This window comes from Acinetobacter sp. TAC-1 (assembly GCF_029025845.1).
GTDB classification, from domain to species: Bacteria; Pseudomonadota; Gammaproteobacteria; order Pseudomonadales; family Moraxellaceae; genus Acinetobacter; species Acinetobacter guillouiae.
The window spans coordinates 1,411,612-1,433,151 of sequence record NZ_CP118892.1 but is presented as its reverse complement, the minus strand read 5'-3'; the positions used below and the strand labels follow the sequence as shown (position 1 = coordinate 1,433,151).

The 21,540-nt window shown below is 37.7% G+C and carries 20 protein-coding genes; 7 read left to right on the top strand and 13 right to left on the bottom strand.

The genetic code is table 11. From position 1 onward, the window contains the following. Positions 1–102: 102 nt before the first annotated feature. The 5 genes from PYV58_RS06625 to PYV58_RS06605 all read right to left on the bottom strand — a co-directional run bounded on the left by PYV58_RS06625 (position 103) and on the right by PYV58_RS06605 (position 5,469). Entirely contained in the window at positions 103–1,818 is a 1,716-nt protein-coding gene (locus PYV58_RS06625) for a putative 2-aminoethylphosphonate ABC transporter permease subunit (protein ID WP_034611479.1), read from the bottom strand. Next, positions 1,812–3,005, bottom strand: coding sequence for an ATP-binding cassette domain-containing protein (locus tag PYV58_RS06620; protein ID WP_034611476.1), 1,194 nt, complete (start codon positions 3,003–3,005; stop codon positions 1,812–1,814). Before PYV58_RS06620 ends, PYV58_RS06625 begins: the two co-directional genes overlap by 7 nt. Positions 3,006–3,075: 70 nt before the next feature. Then, positions 3,076–4,077 (bottom strand): putative 2-aminoethylphosphonate ABC transporter substrate-binding protein, encoded by a 1,002-nt coding sequence (locus PYV58_RS06615; RefSeq protein ID WP_227504214.1) that lies wholly within the window; start codon positions 4,075–4,077, stop codon positions 3,076–3,078. Positions 4,078–4,226: 149 nt separating this feature from the next. After that, positions 4,227–4,955 carry a UTRA domain-containing protein gene (locus PYV58_RS06610; protein WP_227504212.1) on the bottom strand — a complete coding sequence of 243 codons (729 nt, stop codon included), beginning with the start codon at positions 4,953–4,955 and terminating at the stop codon, positions 4,227–4,229. A gap of 184 nt (positions 4,956–5,139) precedes the next feature. Then, positions 5,140–5,469, bottom strand: coding sequence for a hypothetical protein (locus PYV58_RS06605; protein ID WP_034611465.1), 330 nt, complete (start codon positions 5,467–5,469; stop codon positions 5,140–5,142). A 428-nt stretch (positions 5,470–5,897) separates the two neighbouring features. On the opposite strand from PYV58_RS06605, the gene PYV58_RS06600 reads away from it, so the two are divergent. The 6 genes from PYV58_RS06600 (at position 5,898) to chrA (ending at position 12,207) form a co-directional block, all read left to right on the top strand. Next, entirely contained in the window at positions 5,898–6,434 is a 537-nt protein-coding gene (locus tag PYV58_RS06600; RefSeq protein ID WP_004822976.1) for a DUF4189 domain-containing protein, read from the top strand. A 403-nt stretch (positions 6,435–6,837) separates the two neighbouring features. Then, a complete protein-coding gene (locus PYV58_RS06595; RefSeq protein ID WP_034611447.1) occupies positions 6,838–7,644 on the top strand; it encodes an alpha/beta hydrolase in 807 nt (268 codons plus the stop codon). A gap of 584 nt (positions 7,645–8,228) precedes the next feature. Beyond that, positions 8,229–8,516, top strand: a complete 288-nt coding sequence (locus PYV58_RS06590; protein ID WP_001131666.1) for a hypothetical protein — start codon at positions 8,229–8,231, stop codon at positions 8,514–8,516. A gap of 72 nt (positions 8,517–8,588) precedes the next feature. Beyond that, entirely contained in the window at positions 8,589–9,467 is an 879-nt protein-coding gene (locus PYV58_RS06585; RefSeq protein WP_000027438.1) for a TIR domain-containing protein, read from the top strand. A gap of 333 nt (positions 9,468–9,800) precedes the next feature. Further along, positions 9,801–10,739 carry a chromate resistance protein ChrB domain-containing protein gene (locus PYV58_RS06580; protein ID WP_002065076.1) on the top strand — a complete coding sequence of 313 codons (939 nt, stop codon included), beginning with the start codon at positions 9,801–9,803 and terminating at the stop codon, positions 10,737–10,739. A 46-nt stretch (positions 10,740–10,785) separates the two neighbouring features. Next, complete coding sequence (gene chrA, locus PYV58_RS06575; RefSeq protein ID WP_002040866.1) at positions 10,786–12,207, top strand: chromate efflux transporter; 1,422 nt, start codon at positions 10,786–10,788, stop codon at positions 12,205–12,207. Positions 12,208–12,272: 65 nt separating this feature from the next. On the opposite strand, the gene dmeF is transcribed toward chrA, so the two are convergent. Then, positions 12,273–13,208 carry a CDF family Co(II)/Ni(II) efflux transporter DmeF gene (gene dmeF, locus PYV58_RS06570; protein WP_001175951.1) on the bottom strand — a complete coding sequence of 312 codons (936 nt, stop codon included), beginning with the start codon at positions 13,206–13,208 and terminating at the stop codon, positions 12,273–12,275. Positions 13,209–13,263: 55 nt separating this feature from the next. Between dmeF and PYV58_RS06565 the strand changes: the two genes are divergently transcribed. After that, positions 13,264–13,533, top strand: a complete 270-nt coding sequence (locus PYV58_RS06565) for a metal/formaldehyde-sensitive transcriptional repressor (protein ID WP_000018740.1) — start codon at positions 13,264–13,266, stop codon at positions 13,531–13,533. A 31-nt stretch (positions 13,534–13,564) separates the two neighbouring features. On the opposite strand, the gene PYV58_RS06560 is transcribed toward PYV58_RS06565, so the two are convergent. From PYV58_RS06560 to PYV58_RS06530, 7 genes are all read right to left on the bottom strand, one after another. Then, positions 13,565–13,690, bottom strand: a complete 126-nt coding sequence (locus PYV58_RS06560) for a YHYH domain-containing protein (protein WP_000733641.1) — start codon at positions 13,688–13,690, stop codon at positions 13,565–13,567. A gap of 91 nt (positions 13,691–13,781) precedes the next feature. Next, positions 13,782–15,089: an MFS transporter gene (locus PYV58_RS06555; RefSeq protein ID WP_000895211.1), complete on the bottom strand. Its 1,308-nt coding sequence runs from the start codon at positions 15,087–15,089 to the stop codon at positions 13,782–13,784. An 80-nt stretch (positions 15,090–15,169) separates the two neighbouring features. Next, complete coding sequence (locus PYV58_RS06550) at positions 15,170–15,808, bottom strand: hypothetical protein (protein ID WP_034611434.1); 639 nt, start codon at positions 15,806–15,808, stop codon at positions 15,170–15,172. 11 nt (positions 15,809–15,819) lie between these two features. Continuing rightward, on the bottom strand, positions 15,820–16,533 hold the full coding sequence (locus tag PYV58_RS06545) for a HupE/UreJ family protein (RefSeq protein WP_001165581.1): 714 nt from the start codon (positions 16,531–16,533) through the stop codon (positions 15,820–15,822). A gap of 5 nt (positions 16,534–16,538) precedes the next feature. Then, positions 16,539–16,910 carry a hypothetical protein gene (locus PYV58_RS06540; protein ID WP_000181823.1) on the bottom strand — a complete coding sequence of 124 codons (372 nt, stop codon included), beginning with the start codon at positions 16,908–16,910 and terminating at the stop codon, positions 16,539–16,541. A gap of 11 nt (positions 16,911–16,921) precedes the next feature. After that, entirely contained in the window at positions 16,922–20,050 is a 3,129-nt protein-coding gene (locus tag PYV58_RS06535) for a CusA/CzcA family heavy metal efflux RND transporter (RefSeq protein WP_000460236.1), read from the bottom strand. A 14-nt stretch (positions 20,051–20,064) separates the two neighbouring features. After that, positions 20,065–21,540, bottom strand: a complete 1,476-nt coding sequence (locus PYV58_RS06530) for an efflux RND transporter periplasmic adaptor subunit (protein WP_001041870.1) — start codon at positions 21,538–21,540, stop codon at positions 20,065–20,067.

Here is a 21,540-nt window from a genome sequence, read left to right as displayed (position 1 = left end):
CCTTATCTACTTTTTTTAGCACGCAAAATCCCCAGCGCCTAAAAGAAAGCGTTCAATTCAAATGGTTTAGTTAATTAAAAGATTGACTGAAAGATCAATTTGTTATGAATGTATTTGCTCATGCCAACGTTGTGTCGACGCCATCATTTTCCGAGTGAATAACCAATGCAGCAACTTGACTGTACATGAGGTGAGTAAAATCAAAATACTCATCGCCACAGCTGCCACGGTATCACCTGCATCATCCATATTCAGCACCGCCACCGATGCCAAATTGGTATCAGGTGAATAAAGGAAAATCGCAGCTGAAACAGTAGTCATGGCATTGACAAATAAATACACCAACACATCACACAGCGCAGGAAAGGTTAAAGGCAAATATACTTTGCGGAACATTGTCCAATGTGAAGATCCTAAACTTTGTGCAGCATGATCAAGTTGATTCGGGATCTGTTGAATCGCATGCGTTAAGGTCAAATGTGGCACAGTGTAATAATGAATAATGGTTGAAATCACCAACAGCGTCATCGTACCGTAAACGAAAGACACAGGATTTTGCGGTGCATTAAAGAACAAGATATAAGCAATACCCAACACCAAGCCAGGCACAGCCAAAGGTAATAACACCAAGACTTTTACATAGTTTTTAAGTAAAGGATGTGCTTTAAAACGGGTACTAAATAAGGCAATGATGAAAATTATCATCGTACCGAAAACTGTACTGAACAATGCCAATTTGATTGAGTTAAAATAACTTGCCCAACCACCACCATCAACATAGTCAAAACGATAATGATTTAAGGTCATTGACAAATCATAGGGCCAATAGCGAATGAATGATGCGAGAATCGCAGTCACAACAATCAGTAAAATGCCGCCTGAAATCACCCCACAAAATACAGTTAATGCTTTTTCAATTCGAGGATTGGCACGCGAACGATAAGGCTGAATTTGGAAATTTTGATAGCGTTCCTGATGACGACTTTGGTATCGATCAAAAATGAATGCCAACACCGCAGGACAGAGCAATAAAATCGAAATGACGGCACCCATGTTCATATTTTGTTGACCAATGATCTGCTTATACACATCCAACGCCATCATATTGAATGAGCCGCCAATCACTTTGGGAATTCCGAAATCGGTAATGACATAAGTAAATGCCACCAGACAGGCACTGACTAAACCATAACGAATCGCAGGAAAAGTCACAGCCCAATGGGTTTGTAGTGTATTTTTTCCTAAAGCATGAGAAGCCTCAATCAAATGTTGGTCAATATGGCGAAATGCACCCATCATCAACATGACCATGGCAGGAAATAGCCAAAAGCAATAACTGATCAAAATGCCTAGTGGACCATAAATTTCCACCTCTCCCAGCATGCCCTTAAACACACCTTGCTGACCAAACAAATACACCAAAGCCAATGAAGGCAAAAGTGAAGGCGCAAGAATCGGTAAAAATGCCACGGTTTTAAAGAAAGCTTTGCCTCGAATATTGCAATTGATCAATGCAAAAGCATAAACACTTGCCAAGCTCACCGTAATCAACATGGCTGTAATGGCGATCCACATCGAATTAAAAATCGATGAGATTAAGGCCGGATTGGAAAAATAAGCTGTAAAGTTATCCAACCCGACAAATTGATGCTGTTCATTTAAAAATGCGCTTTGCATCAATACGATTAAGGGTGCAATCAAACTCAAGGTGAATAGAATTGCTGCGACAAACAACACTGCACTTGAACGCAATGAATAACGAAAACGATGTGCTGTTTGACTACTTAATAAAGCATCTGCGGCAGACTGATTTAACATCTCGCATGCCCTCGTGAATCAAACACATGTAAGTCACGAATCGGCACTTGCAGATACATTCCATCTTGCACAACCGCCATATGTTGGTGATCCACATCAACTTGCAACATATTGTCATCGGCATGATTTTGGTTTTGCACCACGCAGAATAAACGACGTTTTGCGCCTAAAAACTCAGTGTTGACAATATGTACAGCTAAATTTAAATATTCAGTAGAAGGTTCATTTCCAGCAACTAAATTGACATTTTCAGGTCGAAAAGCAATTTCATAGTGTTCATCTTGGGCAAAGTTTAAATGTGGAAATTCAATAAAAGATTGCTCATTCATTTTTAAACGATGCGTATCGACCGCTACTGTCTGTATAAAATTCATCGAACCAATAAACTGTGCTACAAAACGAGTTTGCGGTTTGTAATAAATATTATGTGGCGTATCGAGTTGTTCAATCACACCTTTATTCATCACCGCCACACGGTCAGAAATACTTAACGCCTCTTCCTGATCATGCGTAACCATGATCGCAGGCAAATTTAATTGACATTGAATGGTACGAATTTTTTGGCGGAGGTTTAAACGTACCAACGCATCCAAAGCGGACAAAGGTTCATCCAACAATAAAACATCAGGATTGGGCGCAATCGCACGGGCTAAAGCCACACGCTGTTGCTGACCACCTGACAATTGATTGGGATATTTTTCTGCAATATTGGGCAATTCAATTAAGTTTAATAATTCATTGATACGAAATTGAATCTCTTGCGCTGACCAGTGTTTTTTATGCAAACCAAATGCAATATTTTCCGCCACTGTTAAGTTTGGAAATAGTGCATAGTTTTGGAAAACAATGCCACATTTACGTTTTGCAGTATTAAAATGAGTAATATCAATTTGTTGTTTAATCACTTTGCCATAATCAGGCTGTTCAAGCCCAGCAATGATGCGTAGCAATGTCGTTTTACCACAACCTGATGGACCTAAAAAGCTAACAAATTCACCTGCTTTCAGGTCAAGATTAATGTGTTCCAAGACACGGCTTGAACCAAAAGATTTTTGAATATCCATCACTTCAAGCACTGTTTTTGATTCTGCCATTTTAAACGTTCTTAAAGTTGAGAGCAGATGCCCTGCCGAATTTGGCATGGCTTGCCCTGTCCTACTATTTTGTAAATGCGATGGAATTTGCATACTGCACCTAGTTTTTAATCGTTAATTTTGAATAACTGATTCTGAATAGCTTTTTGTGTATATGATTCAATTACTTTTCAAATTTTGCTGACCATTGTTTTAGAATTGATTCACGCTGTTCAGCTGCCCAATAAAAATCATTCTTCACCAATTGCTGCGCAAGATTTTTTGGGAAGTCTTGGTTTTTGCTGTGAACATTTTGATGTGCCACCATTGAAAAGTTTTGTGCATAAGCTTCATTGGCAGCTTGGCTAATGCTCCAATCAATAAACTTTTCTGCGCTGCTGAGTTTTTTCGTACCTTTGACAATGGCTGAGGCTTCCATTTCCCAACCTAGCCCCTCTTTCGGATAGACAATTTCTAAAGGCGCACCACGCGATTTCAACTTAAAGCCCGGATAACCAAACGAAATTCCAATGACCGTTTCACCCTGAGCCGCCATCTTGCAAGGCTTCGAGCCTGAATGCACATATTGAGAAATGTTTTTATCGAGTGCCTGCATATATTGCCAAGCTTGCTTTTCACCAAAAATTTGCATCCATGCAGTCACATCCAAATAGCCTGTACCACTCGATGCCGGATTTGGCATCACGATTAACCCTTTATAAATTGGTTTAGTCAGGTCTTGCCATGTTTGCGGAATCGGTAGTTTTTTCTTTTCCAATTCAACAGTATTGACACAAACAGCTGACTCCCAAGCGGTCATGCCTGTCCATGTTGGAATGTCTTTTTGGCTATAAAAATCGGTTTTAAGTTGTTCGACATGCTTCGGGCGATACGGTTGCAATAAGTCTTTTTTTTCCATGACCAATAAACTGGTCAAAGCAAGTCCCATCACCACATCGGCTTGCGGATTCTTTTGTTCTGCTAATAATTTTGCGGTGATCACACCTGTCGAATCACGCACCCATTTTACTTTTAATTCAGGATGTGCTTTGCGTAATTCCCATTGATAACGCTTTAATTGATCCGCTTCAACCGCGGTATATACCGTGATTTGCTCAACATCATTCGAGGTTGAAGATGTGGTGCATGCCGTGCTGACACAAGCAAAGAAAATACTTGTGCCCATGGCGAGGAGCTTTTTTTGTTGCTGTTTTAGATACGGGCTCATTATGACATTCCTAACGAATGCTGCTTCTTGATAGCCTGTATTTCAACAAAAGTTTATGACAATTTAATTAATCTGGTTTAAACCAGATTGATTATTTTAATTCTTTATTATGACGCTTCAAAATGTAAATCGAGTACATCATGTAACCAATATTCTTGGTCAACATCGGTAATTACTCCATTTTGATCGCAGTTGGTACGGCAAATATATAAACCCATACTACCAACATTGACATGCAAAGCTTTGGCTTGTTGTTCTGACAATACTGTTGGATAAAGATTAATATGTGCTCGGGTCAATTGCCGTTGATAGTGCTCTGCCATCAATGTCGTAATAGAGTCCTCTAATTGTTGTTCTAAGAATTGGGGAAATAAACTTGCATTGATACGTAAATGCTCAACTACCGCAGGACGACCATTGATACTACGACGTCGCCACATCGAATAAATATCATCACCCACCGAAATTTTTAAATGTGCTGCATCCCAAGAGGTTGCTTGCAGCAATTCCGCAGAAATCAATTCCGTACTTGGTACACCCCCTTGCTCAGTCACATATTGGTTAAAACTTTTGGTCGATTGCGGACGGTAAATAATTCGTGGCGCACGAACAAACCAACCACGGCGATCTAAACGATAAATGAGACCGTCCATTTCCAAAGCCAATAATGCTTCTCGAACTGCAACACGTGTGGTAGCAAATTGTTCCATCAACACACGTTCTGAAGCGAGTTTGGTATTGGCACTCCATTGCCCAGACTCAATCTCATGGGCAATAGCATCTCGAATGGCAATATATTTGGGAATACGTGGAGAAGTCTTTTCTTGAACAGGCATACACATTTATTTTATGAAAATTTCTTCTAATATACTCAAATATCGTGTCTAAGCGATGACATTTTTAAAATAAGCATAGTTCATACACAAATTTTATGTTTTAAAAAGCTCATCTTTTGATGAGCTTTTGGAGATCACAATGAAATGTGTTGAGTCAAAAAGACTCATCTTTTTTCTCAAAGAATCACTTATTTGTTTTGTTTGGCATCTCCATATTTGAATGATCCATATTCTTCATCGAAGAAGGCATATTGGTCATTTTTGAATGATCCATTTGTGACATTTCTGAAGCGTTTCCATGCTGATGTTGCGTTGAGTTATTTGTTTGAGTTTTAGAATCCTTGTTTGTTTTACAATTTTTTTCACATTTCTTTTGTTTTTTGTCTATTGGCTGTTCATCTGCTGTTCTAGTCAACACTTTGTCTTCATCCTCATGTGCCCATGTTTGAACTGTGGTCATTAAAGCCCCCATACAGATTAAAGCTGTTACACTTCGACTAAGTACATTTTTCATGAGTTTCTCTCAGATTAAGTTTGTTGACTTTTACAATAAAATAATTTGCCAAACTTTAAAGTGACATGAAAATGATATTTTAGTCAGCCAAAACTATATGAGCTTTTATAAAACAATCTGCAGCATATGATCACAGTATAAGGACTTTGGTGTTCTACTCATTCAATCAACTCAAAATGGGGGTTTTCCGAACAATTTGATTTTTTCTATAAAAAGAAAGCCAATGTTCATTTTAATGCCACATCAATTCGCTAAATTATTGCATTAAAAGACGGAACTAAAAAATTTAGGTGCTATCCTTTCTACCGAGAATGCACTGACATTTAAAAACACAAAAGAACTTATTATCATTTTAAAATATAGGAATTATATAGAATAATTCATAGCTTTCCTTATTATTAAGCAATGATTTTAAAGGAGTTTATAGAATGATATTGACAAATAATCAGATTTTTAATTTATCTATTTTCTTTATTTTTATCATTTATTTAACTATTGAGAATGTACATGCTGAAGGGAATTGTCCTTCAGGCTATTATCCTGTAGGTGGACAAGGTGTTCAAGGTTGCGCACCTATTCCAGGTGGAGGAAGTGGTGGATATACGAATCAAAATCCAACTTTGTATCCTATGATTGAAACATTATGGGGTGCGATTGCAGAGGATAAAAGTAAAGGCTTAAAAGGGCGTCCAATTGGTTTTACAAGAAATTTTAAATCTAAAGATGAGGCACAAGCAAAAGCATTAAAAGCGTGTCAACAGGATGGCGGACAAAAATGTGAAGTATCTAAAACCTATTCTAATCGCTGTGTTGCTATAGCTGATCCAATTAATGATGGTCAAAAATCAAAAATTTTACTGGATTTTTCAGAGGATGGGGCTAAAAAAGGTGCATTAGTGTTTTGTTTAAGTGAAAATTTACAGCCTTGTCGTATTGTATATTCTGGTTGTAGTCTCGGATACTAACACTAACAAAAACATAATTTACTGGTTCATACCCCAAATGATGATTTTGCCTTTATTAATCTGCATAAAGGCAAAACAACTGTATACCAGAAACACTTCTTGGACTTTAAACCACGGCAATTTTTTTGTTGCAGAATCTATTTTCAGTAATTTAGCTTATCAACTCGAATTATAACTATTGCGCTCTATATGTAATTAAAAAATAAAATGATAATTGATCTATTCCATTTCTTAATTTCAACGTATTCGTCATGTTAGTCCGATGTATCATTAAAATGGTTAAAAATATGAGCGATATCCAATTTCCATAAAGGAAATCAATAAGTAATACATTTTGAATTACGAGTTCCAAAAAGGAACTTTACTATGTATTATAAACTTTGAAAAATATTGGATAACCAAAATGAAAAAAATTGCTCACCAAATTCTGCGAAAGCCATTTTTTGGAAGATTCGAAGTACCTTGGATTTGGCCTCAAGCTATTTCTAAAGAAGACCGGGAGGCTGTCACTATTCCCTTAACTGGCCAGCAAACACTCGCAGGCTACTGGAAAAGTGCACCAGCAGCAAAAGCAACTTTAGTACTTGCTCATCCAATGGGAAAAGCGGCTAAAGCATTTTGGCTTCGTTACGGACATGCGGATCTATTTTTAAAAAATGGCTATAACGTACTTATTTATGATGCTAATGGTTTTGGAGAAAGTGAAGGATTCTCATTTGACTATCCCAATGATGTATATCATGCAGGGATATATGCTCAAAAGCGGACACCCGAATTAAATGTAGGTTTAATTGGTGCGTCATTTGGTGCGGCTTGGGGACTATGCTCATTAGCAAAAGATGGACACCCATATAAAATTGCAGTATTTGAAGGCGCATTTCCGACCTTACCAGAATTCTGGAAACATTATCCAGTCGCTCATGCAATACTCAAGGTATCAAATACAGTGCTACCAAAACTTAATCAGGAACTCAATCCGTTAGCAAAATCTACACAGGTAAAATATCAACTACCCATCTTATTAATGTATGGAGAAAAAGATATCTATACCCCACCCGAGTTTGGCCACCGGCTTAAAGTAGGGCTCGACCATGTAACACAAGTAGAAATTAAAATCTTCGCGGATGCAGAACATACTTATATTTATCGAGATTTCCCTGAACAATATTCAGAATGCGTAATACCCTTTTTAAAGCAGCATTTTGCTTAGAAACGGTTTTATTACAAACCTATCTCTAAAGGCTTATTCAGCACGATGATTCTTATATGAATAAGCCTGCAACTAAAATCGATGGAAAAATATTTTGTCCAGATTGGAATGGCTCTGGATGCCGCTATTCGCTGAGATCGCGATCAATACAATAGCAGACAAATGTTGTGTAGCACCGTCAATGGACTTGAGTAGTCATCAGCTAAAATTTCGAATAGTGCCAAATTTGTGCCAAATAAAAAGGGAATCAAACTATTCGTTTGATTCCCTTTTTATTTGGCGGGAGCGGTGTTAGTCAAATTAAACAACCAAACCACTGATAAACATACAAAAAATAATTTAATTTTAGTTTTTTACTGTTATTTTTACTACAATAAAATTTCAACCAATCATTTGTTTATATTTCATTCACCTGACACTATTCTTGCTTAGTAAGCTAATGATTGTAAATTACAAATCATCTTAAACTACCCATTCTAAGACAGTTCATGTAATTTTACCTCAATTAAGAGTTCATTCGAGAATATATTCAATTAGAAGATTTTATATTCCCCGCCCCACGTAGTGGTGAAATGCTTTCCGACATGCCATTGACTACACTAATCAAGCGTATGCATGAACAAGAACTAAAAAATGGCTTAGGCTATATTGATCCAAAACAGAATCGTATAATTACCACACATGGCTTTCGGTCTACTTTTCGTGACTGGTCTGCGGAAAAAACTAATTATGCGCGTGAAGTCTGTGAACATGTATTAGCGCACAAACTACCAGATAAAGTTGAAGCTTCTTACTTGCGTGGAGATTATCTAGATAAACGTAAAGAATTAATGGCAGATTGGGCAGAGCACTGCTCTACGCTTACAGAGTGATGTAACACATAAACCTTGTATTTCGCCTAACCAAATAATAATCTTACCCTTTATATTTATCATAGAGCCAACATGTCAATACAAACTATAAGCAGTACCATAACAAGGTTAAATAAGGAGTTAGCAGATATTACTCATCGAATGAGCTTAGAGCAGAAAAAGGGAGCTGATATAATTTCTAAAATTTTACAAATTCAAAATTCTATCGGGAAGACAACTAGCCCCTCTACATTAAAAACAAAGTTATCAGAAATTAGTAGGAAAGAACAAGAAAACGCTCGTATACAATCAAAACTTTCAGACTTACAAAAGAAAAAGATTGATATTGATAATAAGCTGCTGAAAGAAAAGCAGAACCTTATAAAAGAAGAAATACTGGAAAGAAAAAAATTAGAGGTCCTGACTAAAAAACAGCAGAAAGACGAAATTGAACATCAAAAGAAGCTGAAACGTGAAATTGATGCTATTAAAGCTTCTACCCAATATATTACTGATGTTTCAATATCATCTTACAACAATACAATACCTGAGACGGAACCAGAATATGATTTGTTTATTTCACACGCTTCAGAAGATAAAGAAGATTTTGTCAGACCGCTTGCAGAGACATTACAGCAACTTGGAGTAAACGTTTGGTACGATGAATTCACGTTAAAAGTTGGGGACAGTTTACGTCAAAAAATTGATAGTGGTCTCCGAAACTCTAAATACGGTACCGTTGTTCTTTCAACTGACTTTATTAAGAAAGACTGGACCAACTATGAACTTGATGGCTTAGTAGCTCGAGAAATGAATGGCCATAAAATGATTTTACCGATTTGGCACAAAATTACTAAAAATGACGTTTTAGATTATAGTCCGAATTTAGCCGATAAAGTCGCCTTAAATACTTCTGTAAATAGTATTGAGGAAATTGCCCATCAATTAGCTGATGTTATCTTAAATCGATAAGCGCCTTCTAAAAATTAAAATTTTGACTGAGATTTACAAATAACCTAATTCTCAGTCAACTTTTGAACACCCTACAATTTAGACACTTTACAATCAATAATTTAATTATAACTAAAACAATTTTTTTTGTGATGAGTAATACTGAATTCACAAATATTGATGTATATTGAAACAATAAAACCAAATAATTTATATAAAATCAAAAACTTAAAAAATTCTTCTTTAGCCATTTCCGCCCTTTAATATTTCTTTTGATATAAGAAATCGATTCTTCATATTTGTATCCAAGCCAAATTAATGTTATATATTTAACAAATAAGTTGAGTATACAACATGAAAATATCTTTACTCATATCCTCTTTGCCTACACAGAACACATCTACACGTATGAGAGTATGGCGTTCTCTTAAAGCAAGTGGAGCCGCAATCCTTAGAGATGGTGTGTATTTACTTCCCATTTCTCATAGCGAGAAATTTGATCCTATTGCAAGTGACGTTATTTCAGAGCAAGGCTCTGCGTATGTATTCCATGCGGAGCAGCCTTTAAACCTTGAATTAGCTCCTTTCTTCAGTCGAAAAGAAGAATACGATGTCCTCTATAAACAACTCTCTGAGTTAAGAGATCGTCAATCTAAAGATGAAAAGAAAGAGCTGCTCAAGCAAATCCGTAAATTAAGAAAAAGTATCGATGCACTCGTAGAAATTGACTATTACCCCGATGAGACTCAAGCACAGGTACTAAATGAACTTTCTGCTTTAGAGCTTTCAATAGCTCGACTTGGTGAAGTGAATGAGCCTCAAGCAATACAAGCACATATTCAACTTCTAGATAAAAATAGTTATCAAAACAAAATATGGGCAACTCGTAAGAGACCTTGGATTGATCGTCTAGCCTCTGCATGGCTAATCAAGACTTTTATTGATTCAACTCCTACATTTATTTGGTTAGAAACACCAAGTGAATGTCCAGAAGAAGCTTTAGGATTCGATTTTGATGGTGCAGCTTTCAGTCATATCAATCACTGGGTTACCTTCGAAGTTCTTTTACATAGTTTTAATTTAGAAACACCTGCTTTGAAAAAAATTGCAGAGATTGTCCACTATCTTGATATTGGCGGGATTGAGCCACCCGAAGCTTCAGGCATAGAAACCGTCTTTGCAGGAATACATGAAAACATTACAGATGATGACCAATTATTAGTCGCATCAAATGCAATCTTTAATGGCCTATTGTCTAGCTTTAATAAAAATAGCTCTGTACTGAATGATTAAACGCATCAAATACTTTTTAAATTTCAAAAATTTAGGTGAAATAGCAATGAATACAAATGAAGATTCCACTGCTTTAGCTGAAAGCATTCCCCCACATGAACTTCATGGTGTTTCATTTCGTGAAGCTTTTTGGGTATGGCTTAAAGTAGCTGCGCTTAGCTTTGGTGGACCTGCGGGGCAAATCGCAGTAATGCATAAAATTTTAGTTGAAGAGAAACAATGGATTAGTGAAACGCGTTTTTTACATGCCTTAAATTACTGTACACTTGTTCCTGGTCCTGAAGCACATAAGTTGGCTGTATACATAGGTTGGTTATTACACCGAACACGTGGCGGACTCGTTGCGGGTACTCTCTTTATTTTACCGGGTCTACTTGCATTAGGAATACTAAGCTGGATTTATGCAAGTTATGGTCAGATTAGTATTGTTCAAGCATTATTCTTTGGATTAAAAGCAGCCGTACTTGCAGTAGTTCTTGAAGCTGTCATGCGTGTAGGTCGTCGAGCCTTAAAAAACAAGGTGATGGTCATTGTCGCTATCTTGTCATTTATCGGCATCTTTATCTTTGCTTTGCCTTTTCCATTTATTATTTTAGTTGCTGCGCTTATCGGTTACATCGGAAATAAAAGTGGAAGTAAAGCATTTAACGCCTCCTCATCTCATTCTGACGCTAATAGCTCTAATGCTTCATTAGCAGCTATTGATGCTGCTTTTGCTAAGCAGATCCCAGAGCATGTACAACCTTCCCATACAAGAGCTCTAAAAATTACTCTCATTGGTTTGGTCTTATGGCTCGGCCCACTTATAGCTTTTATTACTTTAATGGGCAAAGATAATGTTTATACGCATATCGCTCTATTCTTCAGCAAAATGTCCGTACTTACGTTTGGTGGTGCTTATGCAATTTTATCTTATGTTGCACAGCAAGCCGTCGAAAACTTCCATTGGCTTAAACCTAGTGAAATGCTGATCGGACTTGGTATGGCTGAAACCACCCCTGGCCCCCTGATTAGTGTAGTTCAGTTTGTAGGCTTTATGGCAGCGTATCGAGACCCAGGATCATTGAATCCTGCCTTGGCTGGTACTCTTGGAGGTATATTAGCGAAATGGGTAACATTTGTACCCTCTTTTCTATTCATTTTTATTGGTGCTCCATATATTGAAGCATTAAGAAATAATAAGGCTTTAAATGCCATACTTTCGACAATTACAGCAGCTGTTGTTGGAGTGATCCTTAATCTATCAGTGTGGTTTGCATTACATACATTATTTGCTGAAGTTAATGTAATTCATAAATATGGAATGGTTTTACAAGTTCCAGTTTTATCCAGCATTAACCCATGGTCACTAATGTTATCAATCATAGCTATGCTTGCTTTATTCCGTTTCAAACTTGGAATGATGACTACTTTAGCTGGTTGCTGCGCTATAGGAATTATTCTTCACTTTTTCGGGATAAGCGGCTAATCACTTATAACTATATAAAAATGTTTTAGTTGGACTTATTTGTCCAACTAAAACCATTCAATAATTCAAATAAAATGTATTTCAACACTTGCATGCACAATTTCTTCATGGATAGAGAGTGCCTGTTTCACTACATCTGGTGTTAAATCTACACCTGTACTCTCTAAAGCCAAGATGCAAGAAAACTTGCCTCTACCAACTTTCCAAACATGTAAATCAGTAATATTAACTTGAGGAAATTCCTCTATAACCTCTTTGATTTCATCAACCACAGGGTGAGACATTTCTGCATCGAGTAGTGTCTTTCCTGTCTCATTTAATAATCCCCATGACCATTTAGCGACAAGAATAGCTCCAACTACACCTAATAGTGCATCTAAGAAACTCCAACCAAAATATTTCCCCGCAAACAATGCAACAATTGCCAATACAGAAGTAACCGCATCAGCTACTACATGCAGAAACGCCGCCTTTTGATTTAAGTCATGATGATCGTGGTGGTGGTCGTGTTCATGGTGATGATCATGCTCGTGGTGATGGTGGTGGCCTCCGTCATGTAATAACCATGCACAAACCAAGTTTACCAATAAACCAACAATTGCAATTGGTATTGCCTCATTGTAATGAATATTCACGGGATTCATTAATCGATCGATAGATTGAATACCCATTAAAAGTGCTACAACCATAAGTAAAATAGCACTACTGTACCCTGCTAGAATCTCAATTTTCCAAGTACCAAAACTAAATCGCTGATCATGAGCATAATGTCGGGCCATTCGATATGCGAAATAAGCTAAGCCGAGAGCAACCATATGTGAACTCATATGCCAGCCATCTGCGAGTAAGGCCATCGAATTAAAAATCCATCCCCCCAATATCTCTAGTACCATCATGATTGCTGTAAGAATTGTCGCAATCAGTATTTTCTTTTGTGCTAAAGGATTTCCTTCATCGAATTGATGAGAATGACGACGATCTAAGTTACTATGAAGTTGCATAAATTTTATCTTTCCAAGATACTCCCCCCAGTATATATTTTTTTTAGGAAAAATCATGTCTCATTTGCATCAAGATAAAAAAATACTTAATCGCATCAAGCGGATTCAAGGACAGGTTACTTCTGTTGAAAAGTCATTATTAACACCTGAAAGCTCTTGTCTTGAAGTATTACAACAAGTTGCAGCAATTAAAGGTGCTGTTAATGGGTTAATGCAGCAACTTCTTGAACAACATTTAAGAGAACATGTATTGAAAGGGGATCAAAATTTTGATGAAGAAGAAATGAAACAGTACTTATTATTATTAGATCGTTATTCAAAATGAGTAGAACAAAATGTTCTACTCATTTTTATTATTAATGGCAGTGACGATCCCCTGTCTTGCTATTCGTGTGGCAGCCTGAAGAATCAGTACCACCTGAATGAGCAAAAGCATTTGTTACCGCAAGCCCCATTAAACATACCAAGATTAGTTTTTTCATGTTGTTCCCCTTTTTTTATTGAACAATAAAATAAGCTTATAATTGTACAACAAACAAACGGAATCTTTCTAAGTCATTAGTCGAAAAAGAGTTATTTAGGCCACTTTTCATGATAGTCATCAATAATATATTCATGGACGTGTACTCCATTGATTCGATGCTGCTGCAAATGCTCATGATCTGGAGGTAAATCATCATGACTGTGGGGTAAAAGAGCCTCATCCTGTGATGGCCACAAACGCATTGCAAGTAATAAAGAAATCGTTGCAATCACTGCCATCGGTATAAAAGTTTGTAATGTTCCTATGTTAGTAGTGAGCCATCCAACCAAGGGATAAGTCACTAACCAGCAAGCATGTGAAAACGCAAATTGCGCTGCGAATAGAGAGGTCCTACTCTCACTCGATGCAGATTTTCGAATCAAACGGCCTGTAGGTGTTTGTGAAACAGAATATCCAATACCAAGCACAAACCAAAGTACAAGCAAACCATTATAAGATGTAATGAAATAACCACTTAACAGCCCAATTACAAGAATTGTTGTTCCCGTCAACATCACTGATCGATCTGGGAACTTATCCAATATCTTAGGCAAAATGAAAGCCGAAAGCATTGAACCAAATCCAAATAAACCAAAAGCCCAAGTAGTCGCATTTTCAGTTAGCTTAAATGTCGATTGAACCAATACCACGGTATTTACAATCACTACAGCGCTTGCTGACGCAATTGCTAAATTGAGAGCAAGCAATGCTTTAAGTCTAGGCGTATTAAAATAAATTTTAGCTCCCTGCTTAATACGGCTATAAACACCTCTAAACGCAGGTACTTTGGCAACTGGTAATTTCGCACTTACCACAAACAAAGCAGAACCGATAAAACCTAATACCGTTCCCAAAAATAAGTTGTGATAACTCATCAAAGTTAATAAAAATGCCGCGAGCATCGGACTAATAATATTTTCTAAATCATAGGCCAATCGTGATAATGATAGCGCATTGGTATAGTCTTTTTCTTCAGGTAAAACATCTGGAATCATTGCCTGAAATGTTGGTGTAAATGCAGCAGAAGCAGATTGCAAAATAAAAATGAGAATATAAATTTGCCAAATTTGTGTCACAAACGGTAGACACAATGCTGTTAATGCTCGAATAACATCTAGCCCAACCAATACTTTTTTTCTTGGTAATCGCTCAGCAAATGCAGATGCTATAGGCGCTACACCGATATAAGCAATCATCTTAATTGCCAATGCAATACCAAGAACTTGGGCTGCTTCCCCCTTTGCAATATCGTACGCCTGTAAAGCTAGGGCGATTGTGATTAACCCCGTTCCGATTAGCGCTATTACTTGGGCCAAAAACAAATGCCGATATGTTGTGTTTTTTAGTACTTCTAGCATCTTATGGATTCCTTTTAGAACCTGACTTCTTTAGCAATTGAATCTCCTTGGAATATTATTCCAAGGAGATTGATCAAAACTTAAAAGACTTTCTTCATTTCACTAAACTGCCCTTCTACAAGTAGAGTTACAGTCACTGGATTTTCCGTACGGTTACGCCAGAACCAACCATGCTTGCCATCAAAAGCTGCCTTTAAGACACCCTGCTGAGTTGTTTCATTCTTTCCTTTTCCATAGCCATGATAGAACCCTTTAGGAGCGTTCACTGGATCACCATGGGTATCATAATTAAGACCACCTCCAACAGCTTTCCAGTCAAAGTTGACACTTGCACTTTGTGGCATCGTCAGTTTCACTTCGGTTGCTTGGCCCGGTTTAAGCTCAATACTAATGCTCTCTTTATTAATAGCAGGCATAATCATTTGAGCATTATCAGTTGCCGTTTGAGTCGAAGTTTCTACTGATTTTTGTTCAACACTATTCACTGCCTGTGCAGCATTGATACCATTTTCTGACTCTTCAGTTAGTGATTGTTTGATTTCTCCCATTTTCGTTAAACCAAGCACTTTACCCATACCTGTCGGATCAATTGCATACTCCGCAGGCATGACACAGGTAACTAGCACAATAACGGCACTTACGGCAGCAATTGCTGTTGATTTAATTAACTTTTTTGATGAAGGTAATTCGATATCTTTTGGAATTTCAGCGTTATACATAATTTAGATCCTTATTGAGTAATGAAGCCAGTAAGTTGATAGCCAACAAGTAAAAAACCGAGGAACATGAGGAAGACATTGCTTTGATAAGCTGTTTTAAAGAAATAAGGTGTCTTTCTCCAAAACGTCATTAATAACAAGATGATGCACAGAGCCATAAACTGGCCTAATTCAACCCCAATATTGAATGAGATTAAATTTGCCAACAGTCCATCACTCGGAACTTCATATTCCTGAATTTTTACTGCGAGTCCAAAACCATGAATCAGACCAAAAATTAAAGTCGCGATTTTCGTGTTTGGTTGAAAACCAAACCAACGCTGATAAGCCCCCAAGTTATCTAGAGCCTTATAAACAATCGAAAAACCAATGATTGCATCAATGATGTAGGCGTTTATCGAGATATTGTAATAAACACCCACCAGCATCGTAATCGAATGCCCAAGTGCAAATAGGCTGACGTACAAGCCGATATCTTTCATTCGGTATAAGAAGAAGATAATGCCAACAAGAAATAGTAAATGGTCATATCCAGTGACCATATGCTTCGCACCCAAATAGATGAATGGAATCACATGAATGCCATAAATTTCTTGAATATAGCCCTTATCACCTTCCGCTACTCCATGAGCAAAAAGTGTAGGGCTTACCAATGTAATGAATAAAGCAAGTAATAGCTTTATGTAAGCACTTAATTTCACAATGTGTGAAGCAATAATTTGCATGTATATCAAACTCCAAAATTTAAAATGAATTGAAAATCCATTAACTTTTTGGGCGGTTTAAAAATACGACTCACCATCAGATAAACATATTCTTTTGACCAATCTAAAATCGAAATCCCTTTTAAGAGATGAGCTAAAGCGGCCGATTTAAGTACGTCATAGCCAACAAAATGTTCATAGTAATTATCTTGGTGACTATGTGAATGTTGTTGGCTTATCTCATGATGGTGAGAGTTAATTGCATCAATTGAAACGTGTCTCTGAAATTCATTTTCAGTTACATGCTCTTTAAAGTGCAAACATAAAGCGAGACTGATCATGCAGACTAGCAACATCATCACAAATTTGTTTTGTTTATCTCGCAATATATTTGTCATTAAAGATGCCCCTAAACAACCTGTTTAGCAGCTTCGTTTGATTTTCTTGACCTACCTTGGTTAAACCACACATATAAGGTTGGCAAAATAATCAAAGTCAGTAAGGTTGATGAAATAATCCCACCAATAACAACAGTTGCAATTGGGCGCTGAACTTCAGAGCCAATGCCTACGTTTAAGGCCATCGGAATAAAACCTAATGAAGCGACTAAAGCTGTAATCAACACGGGACGGAGTCTTTCCATTGCACCATGTTTCACTGCATCAATGACACTTTCACCTTGAACTCTAAGTCGCTGAATGGCTGAAACAAGAACCAAACCATTCAGCACAGCAACACCCGATAAGGCAATGAAACCCACAGCCGCAGAAATTGAGAATGGAATATCACGTAGTGCTAAAGCAATCACACCACCTGTTAGTGCAAATGGCACACCTGTGAATACCAAGATACTGTTTCTAACATTACCTAAAGCCATATAGATCATGGCAAAGATCAGAATTAAAGCAATCGGTACTACAACCATAAGACGATTTGAAGCAGATTCCATTTGCTCAAACGTACCGCCCCAAGTCAGCCAATAACCATCTGGTAATTTAAAATCAGCATTCAGCTTAGATTGTGCTTCTGAAATGTAACTACCAATATCAGTTCCACGAACATTTGCTGTAATGACGATACGCCGTTTACCATTTTCGCGAGAAATCTGGTTTGGTCCTTGAACGTTTTTTAACTCGATCAATTCTGATAAAAGAACACTCGAACCATCAGCTAAGCTCACAGGAATCTGATACAGCTTTTCTAGATCTGTTACCGAGTTTTGATCCATACGTACCACAATGTCGAACTTTCGATCTCCTTCAAACACCTTACCTACTGTCTCACCTGTGATTAGGCTAGAAACCTGTTTTTGTACATCCTCTGCATCAAGCCCATAGTTGGCAATCATGTCTTTTTTCAGCTCAACAGAAACCATGGGTAAACCAGACATCTGTTCGACTTTAAGATCAGCAGTACCTTTGACTCCCTCTAAAATCTTAGCGGCAGCGTTTGCTGATTCAAGCAACTGCTCTAAATCATCACCATAAATTTTTACGGCAACATCTGTTCGGACACCTGAAATAAGTTCGTTAAAACGCATTTGAATCGGCTGTGTAAACTCATAATTGTTTCCATATACGCCTTTAGATACGCGTTCAATTTCAGCAACAACCGCAGACTTTTCCTTATCAGGATTAGGCCACTGACTACGAGGTTTCAGCATGACAAAGTTATCTGCTACGTTAGGTGGAACAGGATCAGTCGCAATTTCAGCAGTCCCCACTTTGGCAAAAATAGTCTGAACTTCTGGAATTTTCTTAATCTCTTTTTCTAACGTGTATTGCATTTCAATTGCTTGAGTCAACGACGTACCAGGGATACGCAAGGCATGTAGTGCTACATCTCCCTCATCCAAGGAAGGTATAAACTCTGAGCCTAAACGAGTCGAAAGACTTGCACTAAAAACAAAGAAAATAGAGACAAAAGCGATTAGCAAATATCTGTGATTTAAAGACCAATCTAGAATTGGGTTATAAAATCTTTTGATGCCATGGACGATTTTTGACTCTTCTTCTTTAATTTCACCAGTAGTGACCAATGCCACCATTGCAGGGACAAACGTAATTGAAAGAATCATTGCTGCCACTAAAGCCATAACCACTGTTGCAGCCATTGGTGTAAACATCTTTCCTTCAACACCAGTCAGAGTCATTACAGGTAGATACACCAAGATAATGATCAATTGACCATAGAGAATCGCTTTGCGGGATTCTTTAGTCGCCTCAAACACAGTCGTAAAGCGTTCTTGCCTTGTTAAAACTCGCCCAAGCTCTTTTTGTTTAATTGCCAACTTTGCTAAGGAGGCCTCAACAATTACAACAGCACCATCTACAATAATCCCGAAATCTAGTGCCCCAAGACTCATAAGGTTTGCACTAATTTTCTGGTTCACCATACCTGTGATTGTCATCAGCATGGATAAAGGAATGACCAAAGCGGTAATCAGCGCAGCACGGAAGTGACCAAGAAATACAAACAGAACAACGATTACCAGAATCGCACCTTCTAAAAGATTCTTTTTCACCGTCTGTATCGTTGCATCAACCAAAGTTGTACGGTTATAGACAGCTTTTGCTTCCACACCTTCTGGTAATGATTTTTGAACCTGTTGTAGCTTTTGATCAACAGCGTGAGCAACATTTCGTGAGTTCTCACCAATAAGCATGAATGCTGTACCCAGTACAATTTCTTGCCCATCTTTAGTTGCAGCACCTGTACGTAATTCGTGACCAATAGATATTTTGGCAACATCTTTCAATCTGAGGATATAACCATTGCTCGTCGTAATCGGGATATTCTGGACTTGCTCAATCGAGTTAATTTGAGAATCAGAACGAATTAAATACTGTTCACCATTTTTCTCAATATACCCCGAGCCTTTATTCATGCTGTTCTTAGAGATAGCCTCTAAAATTGTCTTCTGATCCAGCCCTATGCTACGTAAATAAGCATAATCAGGTTGAACTACAAATTGTTTGAGATAACCACCAATGGTATTGATTTCATTAACACCCTCTACATTTCGAAGCTGAGGTTTAATCACCCAGTCTTGTAAGGTGCGTAATTCCGTTGGTGAAAGTGGATTAGGATTGTTCTTGGCATTTTCAACGGTATACATGAAGATTTCGCCAAGTCCTGTAGAAACAGGCCCCATAGAAGTTGCAATTCCAACGGGAAGATTTGGTGTCACTCCTTGTAGCTTCTCATTGACTAATTGTCGGGCAAAATAAATATCCGTCCCTTCTTTGAAAATTGCCGTTACTTGAGATAGACCATATCGAGATACGGAGCGTGTATAGTCTAAATTTGGAATACCTGCCAAAGCAGTTTCAATGGGATAGGTCACTTGAGACTCCATCTCCATTGGAGAGAGTCCTTGAGCTTCACTATTAATCTGGACTTGTACATTCGTAATATCAGGGACTGCATCAATCGGTAACTTGAAATAGTTATAAACCCCTAATGCACCAACAAATAAAAATACGATAAGTACAAGCCAACGATTCTTAATCGAGAGCTTAACAATCTGGTCAAACATAGTCGCTACTCCCCTTAGTGGTCATGAGTAGCGCCAGATTTCCCTAGCTCTGCTTTTAAAAGATATGAATTTCCAGCGGCATAAACCTGTCCTACGCGTAATCCAGATTTAACTTCCACATACCCATTGTACTTTTCACCAAGCTCCAGAGGCCTAGCTTCAAAATCATTGCCAACACGAATGAATACAACATCCCAATCACGGAAGCTCTGTAGAGCATCTTCACGCACAACCATCGGCTTCAAACTTTGATTTTCAAAAATTTGGGCCGTGATTAACTGTCCTGAGCGCCACTTAAACTGGTTTGGTACTTCAATAAAGACCTGTGCTGTACGTGTCTTTGGATCAATGACATCACTGATATATTTAATTCGTCCTAAAGCTTCTTCTGTATCCACAGGGCTTTGAGGTTTAACTTTAACCTTATTGTTAGGATTTATAGCATTTAGCCTGTCAGCGGGAACATTAACAACTGCTAAAAGTTGAGAAGTATTTGCGATTTTAAAAATAGGTGTTGAAGAACTTACATTTGATCCAACAGCACCAAGGACTTCTAATATTGTTCCAGACATTGCAGCACGAACTTCAACAGTACCATTACTAGAACCACCATAAGAGTTGATTAAGTTATTCAACTCATTTGCACGAGTTTGTGCTGCGTCAAAGTCTCGTTTTGCTGAAATATAATCAATTTCAGGTGATACACGCTTTTGCCATAGCGCTCGTTCCTGTTCCATTTTTTGACGAGCAAACTGTAGGCTGTCCAAAGCAACTTTACGATCGGCATTCAAACGAATTACATCTTGGCTTTGAACTACAGCAAGTAAGTCTCCCTGACTCACCTTATCACCTAGATTACGGTAAGTTTTGATCAATGTCCCACTGGCTTTAGGCGTAATAAAGCTTTCAAAATTATCAGGAAACTTCAGTTCGCCTTTTAACTCCAAAGCATTTTCAAACATCTTTGATTCAACTTTTAAAAGCTCTAATCCACTGCTCTTAATACTACTGTCCAACATGGTGACACGGCCTTCCTTCGTATCCCATTTCCAAGTATGCTTTTTCCCTTGATAATCAACGTTTATCATCATTAAAAAGGAATGTGGCTCGTAAACAATTTCATTCCCAATTAAGTAATCACTCTCAGGTTGAAATTGAATATTTTGCTCGGCATCCAAACGTTTGATGTAGATATTTGCTGTTAAGTCTTCAGGTTTAAGTAGTTTATCTTTCAAATACCCATAAACACGGAGGTGTGGTTCCACTCCTTCCTCAAATATCTTGACCTCAGCAGAGAAATCTCCATCTCGATATAAACGACCACCGTGAGGCCCTTTCTCATCTCCAGCCACAGCTACTTTTTCTTCGGCGACCTCACCATGTGCGCTCGCTTGTGTTTTATTGCCCGATTTATACCAAGCAATTGCACATAAGACGATAAGTAAGGCAACGACACCAGTTGCAATCAATGTATTGGTTTGTTTATTCAT

Coding starts and splice junctions, on each gene's coding strand:
- PYV58_RS06625 (WP_034611479.1), bottom strand. CDS start 1,818: ATGTTAAATCAGTCTGCCGCAGATGCTTTATTAAGTAGTCAAACAGCA.
- PYV58_RS06530 (WP_001041870.1), bottom strand. CDS start 21,540: ATGAATAAACAAACCAATACATTGATTGCAACTGGTGTCGTTGCCTTA.
- chrA (WP_002040866.1), top strand. CDS start 10,786: ATGAATACAAATGAAGATTCCACTGCTTTAGCTGAAAGCATTCCCCCA.
- PYV58_RS06615 (WP_227504214.1), bottom strand. CDS start 4,077: ATGGGCACAAGTATTTTCTTTGCTTGTGTCAGCACGGCATGCACCACA.
- PYV58_RS06550 (WP_034611434.1), bottom strand. CDS start 15,808: ATGTATAACGCTGAAATTCCAAAAGATATCGAATTACCTTCATCAAAA.
- PYV58_RS06540 (WP_000181823.1), bottom strand. CDS start 16,910: ATGACAAATATATTGCGAGATAAACAAAACAAATTTGTGATGATGTTG.
- dmeF (WP_001175951.1), bottom strand. CDS start 13,208: ATGCAACTTCATAGTAACTTAGATCGTCGTCATTCTCATCAATTCGAT.
- PYV58_RS06580 (WP_002065076.1), top strand. CDS start 9,801: ATGAAAATATCTTTACTCATATCCTCTTTGCCTACACAGAACACATCT.
- PYV58_RS06590 (WP_001131666.1), top strand. CDS start 8,229: ATGCCATTGACTACACTAATCAAGCGTATGCATGAACAAGAACTAAAA.
- PYV58_RS06620 (WP_034611476.1), bottom strand. CDS start 3,005: ATGCAAATTCCATCGCATTTACAAAATAGTAGGACAGGGCAAGCCATG.
- PYV58_RS06595 (WP_034611447.1), top strand. CDS start 6,838: ATGAAAAAAATTGCTCACCAAATTCTGCGAAAGCCATTTTTTGGAAGA.
- PYV58_RS06600 (WP_004822976.1), top strand. CDS start 5,898: ATGATATTGACAAATAATCAGATTTTTAATTTATCTATTTTCTTTATT.
- PYV58_RS06565 (WP_000018740.1), top strand. CDS start 13,264: ATGTCTCATTTGCATCAAGATAAAAAAATACTTAATCGCATCAAGCGG.
- PYV58_RS06610 (WP_227504212.1), bottom strand. CDS start 4,955: ATGCCTGTTCAAGAAAAGACTTCTCCACGTATTCCCAAATATATTGCC.
- PYV58_RS06605 (WP_034611465.1), bottom strand. CDS start 5,469: ATGAAAAATGTACTTAGTCGAAGTGTAACAGCTTTAATCTGTATGGGG.
- PYV58_RS06585 (WP_000027438.1), top strand. CDS start 8,589: ATGTCAATACAAACTATAAGCAGTACCATAACAAGGTTAAATAAGGAG.
- PYV58_RS06560 (WP_000733641.1), bottom strand. CDS start 13,690: ATGAAAAAACTAATCTTGGTATGTTTAATGGGGCTTGCGGTAACAAAT.
- PYV58_RS06555 (WP_000895211.1), bottom strand. CDS start 15,089: ATGCTAGAAGTACTAAAAAACACAACATATCGGCATTTGTTTTTGGCC.
- PYV58_RS06535 (WP_000460236.1), bottom strand. CDS start 20,050: ATGTTTGACCAGATTGTTAAGCTCTCGATTAAGAATCGTTGGCTTGTA.
- PYV58_RS06545 (WP_001165581.1), bottom strand. CDS start 16,533: ATGCAAATTATTGCTTCACACATTGTGAAATTAAGTGCTTACATAAAG.